This is a genomic window from Mucilaginibacter sp. (genome assembly GCF_028288185.1).
Lineage (GTDB): Bacteria > Bacteroidota > Bacteroidia > Sphingobacteriales > Sphingobacteriaceae > Mucilaginibacter.
Genome location: NZ_JAQBOF010000004.1, coordinates 231,563 through 246,497, shown reverse-complemented (window position 1 = coordinate 246,497; position 14,935 = coordinate 231,563). Strand labels below are relative to the sequence as shown.

10 protein-coding genes are annotated in these 14,935 nt (G+C 43.7%); 6 read left to right on the top strand and 4 right to left on the bottom strand.

Features of this window, described 5'->3' with window-relative positions:
- Window positions 1-78: 78 nt before the first annotated feature.
- A complete protein-coding gene (locus JWQ34_RS01970) occupies window positions 79-258 on the top strand; it encodes a hypothetical protein (protein ID WP_299353140.1) in 180 nt (59 codons plus the stop codon).
- Window positions 259-1,033: 775 nt separating this feature from the next.
- Here JWQ34_RS01970 and JWQ34_RS01965 read toward each other — a convergent pair.
- The 3 genes from JWQ34_RS01965 to JWQ34_RS01955 all read right to left on the bottom strand — a co-directional run bounded on the left by JWQ34_RS01965 (window position 1,034) and on the right by JWQ34_RS01955 (window position 4,880).
- Window positions 1,034-2,071, bottom strand: a complete 1,038-nt coding sequence (locus tag JWQ34_RS01965; protein WP_299353137.1) for a hypothetical protein — start codon at window positions 2,069-2,071, stop codon at window positions 1,034-1,036.
- Between the two features lie 414 nt (window positions 2,072-2,485).
- Window positions 2,486-3,676 (bottom strand): anhydro-N-acetylmuramic acid kinase, encoded by a 1,191-nt coding sequence (locus JWQ34_RS01960; RefSeq protein ID WP_299353133.1) that lies wholly within the window; start codon window positions 3,674-3,676, stop codon window positions 2,486-2,488.
- 172 nt (window positions 3,677-3,848) lie between these two features.
- Window positions 3,849-4,880 carry a glycoside hydrolase family 43 protein gene (locus JWQ34_RS01955; protein ID WP_299353130.1) on the bottom strand — a complete coding sequence of 344 codons (1,032 nt, stop codon included), beginning with the start codon at window positions 4,878-4,880 and terminating at the stop codon, window positions 3,849-3,851.
- A 323-nt stretch (window positions 4,881-5,203) separates the two neighbouring features.
- Here JWQ34_RS01955 and nagB point away from each other — a divergent pair, with 323 nt between their 5' ends.
- From nagB to JWQ34_RS01930, 5 genes are all read left to right on the top strand, one after another.
- A complete protein-coding gene (gene nagB, locus JWQ34_RS01950) occupies window positions 5,204-7,123 on the top strand; it encodes a glucosamine-6-phosphate deaminase (RefSeq protein WP_299353127.1) in 1,920 nt (639 codons plus the stop codon).
- 49 nt (window positions 7,124-7,172) lie between these two features.
- Window positions 7,173-7,532 carry a four helix bundle protein gene (locus JWQ34_RS01945; protein ID WP_299353124.1) on the top strand — a complete coding sequence of 120 codons (360 nt, stop codon included), beginning with the start codon at window positions 7,173-7,175 and terminating at the stop codon, window positions 7,530-7,532.
- A 12-nt stretch (window positions 7,533-7,544) separates the two neighbouring features.
- On the top strand, window positions 7,545-8,660 hold the full coding sequence (locus JWQ34_RS01940) for an acyltransferase family protein (protein ID WP_299353121.1): 1,116 nt from the start codon (window positions 7,545-7,547) through the stop codon (window positions 8,658-8,660).
- Between the two features lie 90 nt (window positions 8,661-8,750).
- Window positions 8,751-11,603, top strand: coding sequence for a pitrilysin family protein (locus JWQ34_RS01935; protein WP_299353118.1), 2,853 nt, complete (start codon window positions 8,751-8,753; stop codon window positions 11,601-11,603).
- A gap of 98 nt (window positions 11,604-11,701) precedes the next feature.
- Window positions 11,702-14,272, top strand: a complete 2,571-nt coding sequence (locus JWQ34_RS01930) for a ligase-associated DNA damage response DEXH box helicase (protein ID WP_299353270.1) — start codon at window positions 11,702-11,704, stop codon at window positions 14,270-14,272.
- A gap of 75 nt (window positions 14,273-14,347) precedes the next feature.
- On the opposite strand, the gene JWQ34_RS01925 is transcribed toward JWQ34_RS01930, so the two are convergent.
- Window positions 14,348-14,914 (bottom strand): hypothetical protein, encoded by a 567-nt coding sequence (locus JWQ34_RS01925; protein ID WP_299353115.1) that lies wholly within the window; start codon window positions 14,912-14,914, stop codon window positions 14,348-14,350.
- Window positions 14,915-14,935: the final 21 nt, after the last annotated feature.

The following is a 14,935-nucleotide window of genomic DNA, read 5'->3' as shown; positions in this document are numbered from 1 at the left end:
CCAGTAGGTTAATTAACAACAAGGTAACACTATCGTCAAACCATTTGATTAACTTTATACATACCTAAGTTTACTGACATGGATATTGTAATAAATTACTGGTGGGCCTTTGTTGGCCTGGGACTTTTGGCTGCATTGGTAATATGGCTAATAGTACGCAATGTAAAAGACGAGAAACGTTTTGAAAAAGACCTCATGCAATCAGAAATAAAACCCGAGAAGCATGACGATGAAGAAGATAAAGCGGTTAACCCTTAACCTGCAAACTTCAACAATTGGCTTGCCGGGCAGCTTTTTTGTTGGTCGGCGGCACCAAATTATAAACCCGGGGCGAGGGTTTTTAAGGTGTATGCAGTAATTAACTTAACACGGGTATAAAACCTTTTGCCGGTAGTAAAAAACACTATTTTTCTGGTATCAACCCTTTTGCCGGTAGTAAAAAAGGCCTTTTTTCGGGTATCAGGCGTTATGCCGGTAGTAATAAGTGGCGTTTATCGGGTATCAGGTGTTATACCGGTAGTGATTTTTTAATTTAAACTATTGATAATCAATAGCATAAATAAAACCCTTCAAAGAACGAAGCAAAAAATGTATTTGAAATATTTGTGTTGATTACGGGCAAACCGCAAGCGGGGAGTTTACTCAAAGATACGAAAATTTGGGGAGAGGGGCAAGTGAAGGGTGCAAATCAAATTGCCGCTAAGGGTTTTGGCTAAAGCCCTTATTTTCATATTTACTCTTACCGTTCCTTAAAAGGAACGGCAATAAATTACCTGTTTCTTATCAATTCATTGCCGTTGGCTTCAGCCAACGGGTAAAAGAATCATTAAAAAAACTGGGCTTTAGCCAAAATAGCGACAATTTGATTTGCGCCCCAAGTGAAGGCACCGCCGGTTAGAATAAAGATAGACCAAATCATTGAAATTGATTGCTTGTTTTTTGGTCAGGTAGTCTAAAGACTACGAGTATAGTCGTCCGAAGTTTACAAACTTCGGACAGCAGGTGACTTCGAACAACGGGGGTAACTAAGCCTCTACTTCCACATTCGTTTTTCAATAGATTTCACAAAATCTTCACCTAAATTTATCGCCACAAGATTTTCTGTTGGAAACTGAAATTGCATACTTGTGTCTCGTTTAATTTTTTCAGTCGATTGCAAATCTTGAGTTGATCTATGAACGATGACGTTATCGTGCGTATTAGATACATTCAATTGAAAATAAGGGGCCGGAAGGCAAGTAAAATCGTGGGTTGAATTGAAGTTTAATATGTGACCCGGTATAGAAACCTGGAACATGAAATGGCCAATAAATAAGCAAAAAATATGATCACTGCTTTCGGGCGAATTAACACCAATTTTTTTCTTAAAAATTATAGTAAAAGGCCGAGCTAAAACAATCGCTGTTTCTACAATAACAGCTTTTTTAAATTTATTCAGCTCAGGATATTGCTCCGGAGACAGCAAAAACTTAAAAGCCAAGTCGTAACTGGGAATATCATTCGCTGGAAGCATGGCTAAAGCCATTTTCAGCAAGGATCGGTAAAGAGATTCTGGGCGGTAAGGTTGCGTAGTCATGTTAATACCAAGTTTTCCAGTTAAGAAATCCACTTGAATATCTTCTGAACTCCCACTTTTGGTATTAAGAATTACATTTCCGTTAGGTAGTTTCTTGATGCGCACCTTGCCGTTACCTGATTCAAAACCTGGCGCTTTGCGTTCCGAAATTATGTGATCAAACGTTCGATGGGTGCCTAGTGAAGCGCCAAGTTCAGTTTCGAAAGTGCCGAATAACTTGTTGCAAGTGTCGCATTCATCGTGTGAATAAACCCCATTGTTCCCCAGTAGTCGCGAGATCAAATGTGTGTGTTGGGTAAACGTAGTTTCGCTTCGTGTTTTTTTACAAAAGCGACATTGCTCCGTTTTCTTTTTTAGCCCTTTAGATTCCGATAAATTACCCTCGAATGTGCCTTGACAGCCGTATGGCTCGTAAACTCTTAAAAAAGCTTCCGCTACTAGGCGATCTTCCTCAGAAATATATACTTTTAAATGTTGCAAAATTTCAGTAATCACTTTTCCGAATATAAGAAATAAAAACGAAAATCTGATCTCAATCGCGCTGTCCGAAGTTTTATAACTTAGGATATTATGTAGTCTGCGACTAGCTAACGTGATGTTTGAATACAATAGTCTAAAGACTATTTGCATAGTTCCAAAACTGGCGCAAGTATGTTGAGCGGGGTTGCGGGTAAAGGCTACTTGTGCGAAACAACACATCGTTAATTGATTAGCTTACGTAGAGATTGCTTCGTTCCTCGCAATGACGTGATGGTGAGGTCGTGTGGTGACACAACCCGTCCACTTGTTTTTACTGCCCTGCTCCCCTTTCGGGCAGATACCCGCCGCACATTGGTTGGTGATAACACGCAACAAAGGCTGGCGCACAATTAAAATCATGGTAATCCTCAAATCCTAAAAATCCTAGTCCTACCCCGCAAAACTAAACTTACCCATCAACACGCTCGGATTAGTACCAATAATTAACGGCTCACCAGCCAATGCTTCGTTACCCAGCAAGGCAAAAAGTATGGCTTCTTTAGCATCGGGGTTAATGCCCAGGGCGGCGGTGTCGGCAATGGTGGTGCGGTATAATCTTTTCTCCAGGTATTGCATCACGAACGGATTTTTGGCCCCGCCACCGCTTACAAACATTTTGGCGCCTTTGGGTAGGTAGGCACGGGTAAAGTCGGCAATAGCTTTGGCGGTAAAAGCGCTGAGGGTGGTTATCACATCCTTAGGGTCTATATGGCTGGTGCCTGATCGTTCCTGCGCCTTGCGTACGTATTCCTCGTTAAACAGTTCGGGACCGGTAGTTTTAGGCGGAGTTTCGGTAAAGAACGGATGCTTTAATAACGAGCTTAACAAACCCTCATTAACCTCGCCAGAGAAAGCAATTTCAGAATCCTCATCAAACGGACGGTTAAAATAGTTACGGCAAAAAGTATCTATCAGGGTATTGCCTGGACCGATGTCTGAGCATAAAACTTTAGCCATATCGCCATCCGCAGGTAAAAAAGTAAGGTTTGAGATCCCGCCAATGTTTACCAATATGCGGTCTTCACCGGGTTTGCTGCCCAGCAATACATCGCCATATAAAGCAAGCGGAGCGCCCTCGCCCCCGGCTGCCATTTGTTTCTGGCGGAAATCGCTAATGGTTAAAATACCTGTCTTAACGGCAATATGGTCGCCATCCCCAATTTGCAGGGAAGCATTAGGGTAGCCCTCCTGCTTATGCAAACGCTTTGGCGCATGATAAATGGTTTGGCCGTGGCTGGCAATAAAGTCTACGTCAGCAGGATTAATCTGCCAGCTATCTAAAGCCTGCAATATTAGTTCGGCATGATAGGTGCCTATAAAATCATTCAACAAACAAACCTTTTCCAGATCAACCTGCCGGCGCGAAAAGATGGAACGCACTTCGCTTTTAAAAAAATCAAGGTAAGGTGTCGTAATAAACTGCAATAACTCGCATTTGGTTTGCAGGCCGGTACCGGTAAACCTGCACAAGGCAATATCCAACCCGTCTAGTGATGTACCCGACATCAGCCCAATACCCATACGAGCCGGTTTTTGAGCGATGGTAAAAAGGTGTTGCAAATTGCTGTTGAGATGTGCCATATCTGTTTAAGCCCCTAAAGCCCCCTCTAAATCTCCCCCGGTAGGGGAGACTTTTAAATTTGTTTGTGAATATTTTTTAAAACCCTCCCTTCCGGGAGGGTTGGGTGGGGCTGCCCCACGCCTTTAAGTTAGGCAATTATAGATGGATGAGCAAAATTATATCACCTTTATTTTATCCTGCCGGGACAGCCAGCTCGGTACCGGCTTTAACGGGTATTCCAAAATCAGGCGAGCCATCTTTTTTCCAGGTAAACTTTTGCATCCGTGGCGACCGTTGCCCGCCGCAGCCACAACCGGGTGTCGGGTTGGCGTGGTAAATTATCCAATCCTCTTTACCATTAGGCGATTTAAAAAAGCTGTTATGGCCGGGGGCATATACGCTATTCTCTATATTGGTTTGCAATACTGGCTCGGGCGATTTTGTCCATGATTTAGGGTCCATCAAATTTGCCGAAGCTTTTGCAGTAAGCATGCCTAAAGCATAATGGTCTGTCCAACATCCACTGGCCGAAAAGATCAGGAACAACTTGTTACCATGCGCCAATATTTCGGGGCCTTCGTTAACGCTAACATGTGGCGGGGCTTGCGAGCCAAATTTTTCCCATTCAAATTCGGGGCTTGATATTTTAGCCCGCTCACCTTTTATAGTGTATGGGTTTTCCATTTTTGCGATGTAAATGCTTTGCTGGCTGTTTGTATCGCCCTCCCAGCCTGACCATAGCATATATAGCTGGCCCTTATTCTCGAACACCGACACATCAATTGCCCATTTATTGGTTGGGTCGCCTACCTGGCCTTTAAAGGTCCACTCGCCTATAGTTGGGTCGGCTGATGGATTTTCAAGCACATATACGCGGTGATGGTCATTACTACCATCATCGGCAGCAAAATACATATACCATTTGCCTTGTAAAAAGTGCAGCTCGGGCGCCCAGATCTCTTTAGAATAGTTGGTACCGACAGGCGGTTTCCATATAACCGTGCGCGTTGCAGCGGCAAGCCCCTGCATGGTCTTGGTCTTGATGATCATGAGCCTGGTACCTGTAGAATTGGTATAATAGTAAAACCCATCATGATAAATCACCCACGGGTCGGCCCCCGAAGGCAGCAATGGGTTGGTAAATGTAGCCGGGGCGGTATCCTGCGCAAAAACATTGGTTGTAATTGCAGCGAACAGGCAAAACGTTAGCAGTAGGTATTTCATGATGTTTTTGTTTGAAGTGTAATTTTAGTTAAAAATTGGGGAAATCTAAAACAACCCTCTTTCCGCCGAAGGCGAAGAGAGGGTGATCGAGCGTAGCGATGATCGGTGAGTCCTGATGAAGCGACATTACCGCCAATGCATTTCGGCGATTACTCACCCCGACTACGCTACGCTGGTCGGCCCTCTCTTTGCTGCGCATAAAGAGGGCGGACAAGGGTTTTATATTTTTAATGCGTCTGCCTCACCCAACCCATCTCCTTTGGAGAGGGCAGGCTGAGGCAATTTTATTATATTTGCCCCAGCCCATCCAACCTACAACATTTATGGCCAGATTAAATTTATTAGAAGAAACACGGTACGAAAAACTACCTGTAACCGTATATCCAAACCCGGCAGCAGGCGCTATAGCCGTAGCGCAACGAATAGCAGCCCTTATCCGCAGTAAACAAGCAAATAATGAAAAAACGGTCATCGGCCTTGCAACCGGCGTAACCCCAATTGCGGTTTATACCGAGTTGATACGCCTGCACAAACAGGAAGATTTGAGTTTTAAAAATGTAATCACCTTTAACCTGGACGAATACTATCCCATGCAACCCACAGCTATACAAAGCTACGTGCGTTTCATGAATGAGAATTTATTTGACCATATTGATATTGACCGCGCCAACATCCACATACCTGACGGCACACTAGCCGAGGATGCCATTGCCGCCTTTTGCCTTAATTACGAAAAAAAGATTGAAGACCTGGGTGGACTAGATTTGCAGATTCTAGGTATAGGCCGAACCGGTCACATCGGTTTTAATGAGCCGGGGTCGGCACCAAACTCGGGGACGCGTTTGGTTACCTTAGATGACCTTACCCGTACCGATGCTTCGCGTGATTTTGGCGGCAAGCAGGGTGTACCGACAAAAGCTATCACTATGGGGGTAGGCACCATATTTAAGGCGCGCGAAATAATATTGATGGCCTGGAGTAAAAAGAAGGCCACTATTATTAAAAAAGCGGTAGAGGGTGAATTATCAAGCGAGGTACCGGCTACCTACCTGCAACTATCAGAGCATGTAGAGTTTGTATTGGATGAGCCCGCCGCATCTGAATTAACGCGCTTTGATACCCCATGGCTGGTTAAAGATTGTGTTTGGGATAATGAGATTAAAAAGAAGGCCGTAATATGGTTATCGCGCAAGGTTAACAAGCCCATATTAAAGCTGATAGACGAAGATTACAACAACAACGGTATGGCGCAATTAGCTACCGAGCAAGGCCCCGTGTACGAAATAAACATTGACATATTTAACCAGATACAACATACCATAACCGGCTGGCCGGGTGGCAAGCCTGATGCGGACGACAGCCAGCGGCCGGAGCGTGCGCAGCCTGCTAAAAAGCGTTCGGTTATATTTTCGCCACACCCGGATGATGATGTGATATCAATGGGTGGTACGTTTATCAGATTGGTTGACCAGGGACATGATGTACATGTAGCCTACCAAACATCGGGCAATACGGCCGTTTGGGATGATGATGTGTTGCGTTACATGGAATTTGCTATCGACTTTAACAAAAGCCGTGGCGATGATATTGCTAAGCTGAAACGCATTCATAATGATATGCGCACGTTCTTCGCTAAAAAACAGCCTAACCAGATTGATACGCCCGAGGTTAGGGATGTAAAAGGTTTTATCCGTAAAAGCGAGGCTATTGCAGGTGCGCGTTACGCAGGCTTGCATGACGACCATATTCACTTTATGGCATTACCTTTTTATGAAACGGGCAAGGTCACCAAAAACTCGGTTAGCCAGGTTGATGTACAAATGACTGTCGACCTATTACAAAAAATTAAACCGCATCAAATTTTCGCCGCAGGCGATTTTGCCGATCCGCATGGTACGCATATTGTATGTTTTAATATCATTTTAGCTGCCCTAAATCAGCTTAAAAAAACCGAAGATTGGGTAAAAGATTGTTGGCTATGGATGTACCGCGGTGCCTGGTTTGAATTTGCCACGCACGAAATTGAAATGTCTGTACCCCTATCGCCCGATGAAGTGATGCGCAAACGCATGGCGATATTTAAGCACCAATCGCAAAAGGACCCGGCAGTTTTCCCCGGCGAAGATGCAAGAGAGTTTTGGGTTAGAGCAGAAGATCGTAACAGAGAAACTGCCGAAAGCTATGACCAATTAGGCTTTGCGGAATATGCGGCTATGGAAGCGTTTAAGCGGTATTATTTTTGAGTTTTGAGTAGTGAGTTATGAGTGTTGAGTTTTTTGTTTAAATTTATTCATGCAAGATTTTAAAAAGTTATTGGTTTGGCAAAAATCAATTCAACTGGTAATTAATACTTACAAAGCAACTTCAACATTTCCATCCGAAGAAAGGTTTGGCTTAACTAACCAAATAAGAAGGGCAGTCATATCTATTTCAAATAATATTGCTGAAGGATGCGGAAGATTTTCTCAAAAAGATTTAGTTCATTTCCTCCAGGTGTCACTTGGGTCAACTAACGAAATTGAAAATTGTTTAATTATAAGCCAGGCTTTAGACTTTATGGCAGAAGAAGTGTTCAATAACCTAAATTCACAAAACACTGAAGTTAGAAAAATGCTGATTTCTCTAATTGAAAAAATCAGAAAAGAGAAATAACATTCTATCGAAATGGCAAAAAACTCAAAACCCACAACTCAAAACTCAAGGCTATTATCGCTCGATGTTTTTAGAGGCATTACTGTCGCCGCCATGATCCTGGTTAACAATCCCGGCGATTGGGGACATATCTATACGCCTATTGAACATTCTAAATGGAACGGCTGTACATTGGCCGATCTGATATTTCCGGCGTTTCTGTTCATTGTTGGGGTATCTATAGTTTACTCGATGGAGCGTAAGGTGGCTAGTCCGTCCAACCATGGTAAAATGTTGTGGGGTGCTTTAAGGCGCGGGGTGATTTTAATTGCGATAAGTTTAATTATACAACTGATCCTTCATCCAAGTTTTGAGCATTTACGTTTCCCAGGCGTATTGCAGCGCATTGGGGTTGTGTTTTTTATCTGTGCATTGTTGTATATCAAGGCCTCGCAACGGGTACGCGACTGGCTATTTGTTATCCTATTAATCGGTTATTACTTGTTAATGAATTTTGTACCGGTGCCTGATACCGGCATCGCCAGCCTTAACCCCGAAACTAATATGGGTGCATGGTTAGATAGAATTATTTTTACCCCTAACCACCTATGGGTCGAATCGCATACCTGGGACCCGGAAGGTTTATTGGGCACTTTGCCGGCTATTGCAACCGGGTTATTCGGCATACGTGTAGGTACCTGGCTAAAACGTAGGGACCGCGATGACAGCGTGAAAGTAAGCTGGATGTTTACCTATGGTGTAGCGGCAGTTGTTTTGGGTTTGATATGGGATTTGTTTTTCCCTATCAACAAAGCATTATGGACAAGCTCGTTTGTGTTATACGCAGGCGGATGGTCGACCATCGCGTTAGCATTTTCTTATTGGCTGATAGATGTGCAGGGATATAAGGGGTTCACATCCTTCTTTTTGCCGTTTGGTGCAAATGCAATTACGGCTTATGTGCTATCAGATTTTGTTCCGCATTATATTAATAAGATCCGCATTGGTGGTTCGTCTATTTACCAGATACTTTTCGAGCCGCATTTTTCGGCTTATAATGCCTCGCTTTTCTGCGCTATTGTGATGATGCTGCTAATTTGGATTTTAATGTGGATACTGTATATTAGGAAGATATATATTAAAGTATAGTGCCCCTAAATCATAAAACAGCATTAAAATACTTTTTAACTATCCTTTGCGTTTTTGCATCTTAGCAGAAATATTTTTTCAATACTAAACATGAATTTTAGAAAGACTATTCTTTTATGGGCTGTAGCCTTGCTTGTTACAGCAGGCGGCGCGTTTGCCCAGGTTAAAAAGAAGCCAACAACTCCACATAAAGCTACTACTGCTGTCAAACCATCGGTATCAACAGTGTTACCGGTTGATCCTAATGTGCTTACCGGTAAATTACCTAATGGCTTAACTTATTACATCCGTGCAAACAGCCAGCCTAAAGGCAAGGCACAATTGCTGCTGGTAAGCAAAGCCGGCTCTGTAATTGAAACAGACGCGCAGCGCGGCATGGCTAACTTTGTACAGCACATGGCCTTTAAAGGCACGCGCGATTTCTCTAAAGCGCAGCTTAACAATTATCTTACCAAACTGGGCAATAAATATGGCCCCGATACCAGTGCATTTACATCGTATGATGAAACTGTTTACCAGTTAGCCTTACCAACCGACACCCCAAAGGTATTGGCAAGCGGGTTTAGCTTATTGGCTAATTGGGCCTCTCGAATAACTTTTAATGAGGCAGATGTCAACACCGAAAAAACATTATTAGCTGCAAAAGTTGCCCTGGGCGGTAAAACTACCGAAGATAGGTTACAGCAACAAACCCTGCCTGTGGTATTAAACAATTCGCGCTATGCGCAACGTTTGCCAATAGGTACTGAGGCTACCATTAATACATTTACCGCGGCCTCGCTAAAAAGTTTTTATGCCGATTGGTACCGCCCCGATATGCAGGCAGTAATAGCCGTTGGCGATTTTGACCCTAAACAAATACTGGAGCTAATAAAATTTAATTTTTCACCATTAAGAAACCCTGTGCCAGAGAAACCACAACCTCAATTTGGCGCGCCGCCGACACCCGGCACCGTTGTAAAACTGGCTACAGATAAAGCTTACCCGTATACCCTGTTTCAAATAATAGTTAAGCATCCGCAGATGATAATTAAAACACCTGCCGATGTTTTACAAAATATGCGGATAAACCTGTTTAACCAGTTGTTAAACATCCGCGTATCTGATTTGACAAAAATACCTTCGCCACCTATAGTGTACGGTCAATCGGCCTATGCTGATTTTATAGGTAAGCAGGATGCATTCTCGACCATCGCGGCAGTAAACAATCCGCTAAAGTTAGAGGCCGCTGTTAAGGCTGTAGTGGGCGAAACCGAGCGTGTGCGCAAATTTGGATTTACCTTAACCGAGTTAGAACGCGCTAAACAAAATGCATTGGCGCAGGTTACTGCCAGTTATTCGGCAAAAGACAATACGCCATCGGCAAATTTTGCAGGTGAGTATGAACGCAGCTTTTTAAACAAACAAGCCACACCTGGTATTGATTATGAATACAGTTACTACATTAGTAATATCGGTAAAATAAGCGTTGAAGAAATGAACGCTTTGGCGGCTAAATTTATAACCGACCAAAATCGTGTTATCTTAATTGAAGCTAACGATGCACAAAAAGACAAACTGCCTACCGAGCAAACATTATTAAAATGGATAACCGAAGCCGGCAGCGAGCTTACACCATATATTGATGATAGCGCTACGCCTTTAATGGAGCAGCAGCCAACACCAGGCAAAGTTGCAGATATGAAGATTGACAGTGTGCTGTCAATTGTAAGAGTTACCTTAACCAATGGTGTAAAAGTTATATTAAAACCAACAGCATTTGCAGCCAATCAAATACTGATCAGCGCGAATAGTCTTGGCGGTACATCATTGGCTTCTGACCAGGACTTTACATCAGCAAATATGGCAGCACAAGTAATTGGTATTAGTGGCATCGCCGGTTTTAATCAAACACAATTAACCAAAATGCTGCGCGATAAGAGCCTTAGCCTTACGCCTTATATTGGTGATATTTCGCAAGGCATATCTGGGTATACGGCTGCTAATAACTTCGATTCGGCTATGCAGTTATTGTATTTGTATTTTACCAGCCCGCGTAAGGATACAGAGGTGTGGAAAACCTATATAGACCAAGCCAAATCTGCATTAGTTAAAAATGCAAATGACCCGGGTACTGCCTACCAGGATACCATGTTATCTGTTTTAGGCAGCTACAACCCAAGGGCTATACCGGTTACCGCGGAAAAACTAGACGCGGCCAGTTTGGATAAAGCTTATACCTTTTATAAAGCTCGCTTTGCGGATGCCAGTAACTTTACCTTCACCTTTACCGGCGATTTTACGGTGAATGATATGATACCGTATTTGGCAACCTACTTAGGTAGCCTGCCATCAACCAACAGTAAAGAAACCTTTAAAAACCTGGGTATCCATCCACCTGCAGGGCAGATAACCAAAAACGTATATAAAGGCACAAGCGATAAATCAACCGTACAACTGGTTTTTAATGGCGATTATGAGTATAACGATGGCAACAATATACAGATGGACGCTTTGGAAGAGATCTTAAACATCAGGTTGGTTGATTCACTTAAAGATGGCAATAGCATATATTCGCCCAGCATCAGGATAAGCTATGTTAAAAACCCCGAAGGCAGGTATAAAGTTACGCTGGCATTTTTAGCGGACGCTAGCAATACCGACAAGGCCATAGCTTATATGCTTAGCCAAATAGATAAATTAAAACAAAGCGGCCCTACCGCCGATGATGTTAACCTGTTTGTAACACGCGAAGCCCGCACCATACAAGCGCAGTTTAAACAAAACACCTTTTGGCAGGCAGCACTTAGCTCGGCAGCGCAAAACCAACAGAACCCACACAAGATAATTAGTCACGTGCAGGACCTGGAACAAGTAACAATCCAAAGCGTAAAATATGCGGCCGGTCGTTATTTAAATACCGGTAATTTAATTAAGATCATATTGTTGCCCGAAAAGAAATAATCCGGAAATAAACAACACTAAAATTAAGTCCTGCTGATACATCGGCAGGACTTTTTTATTACCTATCACAAAATATTTACTATTTTGTTAGTTGATTGATGATTACCCCCGGGCAAAAAATTATACAGCAATGGTATCAGCAAAAAAACTGGCACCAGTTTCCGTTTCAGAAAGAGATGGAGGCTGCTTATTTGGGTGGTTATTCGGGTTTGTTGAACGCACCTACGGGTAGTGGTAAAACATTTGCTTTGTTTTTGCCTTTCCTGGCCGATTTTATTAACCACCATCCCGACTATAAAACGCGCCAAAACAACGGCCTGCAAATGTTGTGGATCACGCCTTTACGGGCACTAACCAACGACATTAAGAAAGCTATGCAAGAGGTTTGTGATGACCTACAGATCCCCTGGAAAATTGCTACCCGCACCGGCGACACACCCGCTGCTGAAAAAGCCGCGCTAAAGAAAAAACTACCCGAGGTACTACTTACCACCCCCGAAAGCCTGCACCTGATGTTGGCCCAAAAAGAATATCCCAAAATATTTCAAAGCCTGCAGGTTTTGGTTGTTGACGAATGGCATGAGTTGCTGGGTACTAAGCGGGGAGTGCAGGTAGAGCTAGGGTTGTCCAAGCTAAAAACTTTGAGCCGAGAGGCGGAAGCCGGAAGCAAAGACTCATCACCCAAAACTCAATACTCACCACTTAGAATCTGGGGCATTTCAGCAACCATCGGCAATTTAGAACAAGCCGCGGATGTATTGCTGGGTAATGATTTCCCACGGGATAAGGTAAAAATGATACGGGCCAATCTAGCTAAGAAACTGGTTATACAATCCATCATCCCAGACAATATTGAGAATTACTCGTGGGCCGGGCATATTGGTTTAAAACTGCTGCCACAGGTGATGGAGATAGTGGGCAAAAGCAAAACCACGCTGATATTTACCAATACTCGGTCACAGTCCGAGATCTGGTACCATGCCATATTAGATAATTACCCCGAGTATGCCGGTATTATGGCTATGCACCACGGCTCGTTGGACAATGAGTTGCGTAATTGGGTAGAGGCTGCTTTGCATGCCGAAGCGTTAAAGGTGGTGGTATGCACTTCAAGTCTTGATCTTGGGGTCGATTTTAGGCCGGTTGATACCGTTATACAGGTAGGTAGCCCTAAAGGTGTTTCCCGTTTTATGCAGCGCGCCGGGCGAAGCGGGCACCATCCCGGGGCTGTATCAAAAGCTTATTTTGTGCCCACGCACTCGTTAGAATTATTAGAGGGTGCCGCGTTAAAGCAAGGCATCAAACAAGGCATATTTGAAAGCCGCGACCCAATGCTGCTTACCATGGATGTGTTGATACAGTATATGGTAACATTGGCTGTATCGGACGGATTCAGGGCCGAGGAGTTGTTTAAAGAAGTAAAAACCACCTATGCTTTTGCCGATCTGAGCCGGGGCGAATTTAACCAGCTGCTTGATTTCATCACCAATGGCGGCAAAACACTGGCGCAGTATGATGAGTTTTTAAAGGTGGAGATTGAGAATGGCGTTTATAAAGTATTTAACCGCCGGGTAGCCATGCGCCACAGGCTTAGCATCGGCACCATAACCAGTGATATGAATATCCGGGTTAAATGGTTAAGCGGCGGCAGTTTAGGCACGGTTGAAGAGTCGTTTATCTCCAAATTAAAACCTGGCAATACCTTTTGGTTTGCAGGGCGAAGTTTAGAGTTTGTGCGGATAAAAGAAATGAGTGCATACGTTAGAAAATCGACAGCAAAAAAAGGGATGATACCTAGCTGGAACGGCGGGCGTATGCCGTTATCGTCACAGTTATCCGCAGTGTTTAGGGATAAACTGGACGAGGTGGCACATGGCATTGAAAAGGATGAAGAGGTAATAGCCTTAAAACCGTTGTTTAATTTACAGCAAGAATTATCGCACTTGCCGCAAAGCAATGAGTTTTTAATTGAATCGTTTAAATCGCGCGAGGGGCACCACTTACTATTTTATCCGTTCGAGGGGCGATTAGTGCATGAGGGTATGGCATCTTTGCTGGCTTACCGCATATCGCGCATAAGGCCCGCCAGTTTCTCCATAGCGATGAATGATTATGGGTTTGAGCTATTAACCGATGAAGATGTGCCTATTGAGCAGGTACTGGAAGATGCCGACTTTTTCTCAATTAATAATTTACTGGAAGATATACAGCATAGCCTAAATGCAAATGAAATGGCCCGGCGCCGTTTTAGAGATATAGCCAGTATTGGCGGATTAGTATTTAACGGCTTTCCCGGGCAAATGGTTAAGAACAAACATTTGCAAGCATCCTCATCGTTATTGTTTGACGTATTTAGTGAGTACGAGCCGGATAACTTGTTAGTACGCCAGGCTTATAATGAGGCTTTAGCTTTCCAACTGGAAGAATTTAGGTTACGCGCAGCTTTGCAGCGTATCGTCACTCAAAACATCATCCTTAAAACCATTGAGCAACCAACACCATTTGCCTTCCCCATAATGGTTGACAGCCTGGGCCGCGAACGCCTAACCACCGAAAGCCTGGAAGACCGCATAGCCAAAATGGCCCGCCAATATGGTGCCGATGGCTTTGCTGTTAATGAAAATAAAAAGGTGCGTAAACCGGGAGTTACCAGGAAGAAGGGTTTTTAGTTGGCAGTGGGCGGTTTGCAGTTTTTAGTTTCTAAGTTATTCTCTGCGCACTGCAAACTACCCACTGCAAACTGATTAATACCCCACCTTCGCTATCGGCGGCATATACTCTACGCGTTTTTGAAAATACACGTCCCAGCTATGCTGTTGGATTTTATCGCGCATATTTTGGGTGTCAAGATCGTAGTTAGCGTTTAGCTGCTGGTATTTGGCGTGGATGCGGCTAAACAGGTCGCTTGCTTGCGATCTGTAATAATTTTCATCAAACCGTGTGCGGTTAATCATACGCATCAGTTCTTGCTGCTCCATATAGGATATGGTATAGTGTCCCTGCTCGTGGCTAAGTATACGGGCAAGTTGTTTATTGTCTGTTACCCGTTTCCTATCAATCCATGAGCGGTCGCGGTCAACCGTTAGGCGCACATCAAAGTTCAATTTAAAGTTATCGCCCTGTCCCGCCCCTTCATAATGGAAATTAATAGAGCATTTAGTGTGTGCTATAGCGTTATTATCACCTGGGCGCGGGGAGCCTCTAAAATCCTCAACCGTTAATTGATGGTAGCCATCCTGGGCCGAAGCCAAATTATTTATGCTTAGCCATAAGCCCGCTGCGCAAAGCACCCGCACAAATCTCAATCTCATTAATTAATAGTTTAAAACTTT

Excerpts from the sequence above, each read along its gene's own strand:
- JWQ34_RS01970 (WP_299353140.1), top strand. The coding sequence starts at position 79 with ATGGATATTGTAATAAATTACTGGTGGGCCTTTGTTGGCCTGGGACTT.
- JWQ34_RS01960 (WP_299353133.1), bottom strand. The coding sequence starts at position 3,676 with ATGGCACATCTCAACAGCAATTTGCAACACCTTTTTACCATCGCTCAA.
- JWQ34_RS01955 (WP_299353130.1), bottom strand. The coding sequence starts at position 4,880 with ATGAAATACCTACTGCTAACGTTTTGCCTGTTCGCTGCAATTACAACC.
- nagB (WP_299353127.1), top strand. The coding sequence starts at position 5,204 with ATGGCCAGATTAAATTTATTAGAAGAAACACGGTACGAAAAACTACCT.
- JWQ34_RS01945 (WP_299353124.1), top strand. The coding sequence starts at position 7,173 with ATGCAAGATTTTAAAAAGTTATTGGTTTGGCAAAAATCAATTCAACTG.
- JWQ34_RS01940 (WP_299353121.1), top strand. The coding sequence starts at position 7,545 with ATGGCAAAAAACTCAAAACCCACAACTCAAAACTCAAGGCTATTATCG.
- JWQ34_RS01935 (WP_299353118.1), top strand. The coding sequence starts at position 8,751 with ATGAATTTTAGAAAGACTATTCTTTTATGGGCTGTAGCCTTGCTTGTT.
- JWQ34_RS01930 (WP_299353270.1), top strand. The coding sequence starts at position 11,702 with ATGATTACCCCCGGGCAAAAAATTATACAGCAATGGTATCAGCAAAAA.
- JWQ34_RS01925 (WP_299353115.1), bottom strand. The coding sequence starts at position 14,914 with ATGAGATTGAGATTTGTGCGGGTGCTTTGCGCAGCGGGCTTATGGCTA.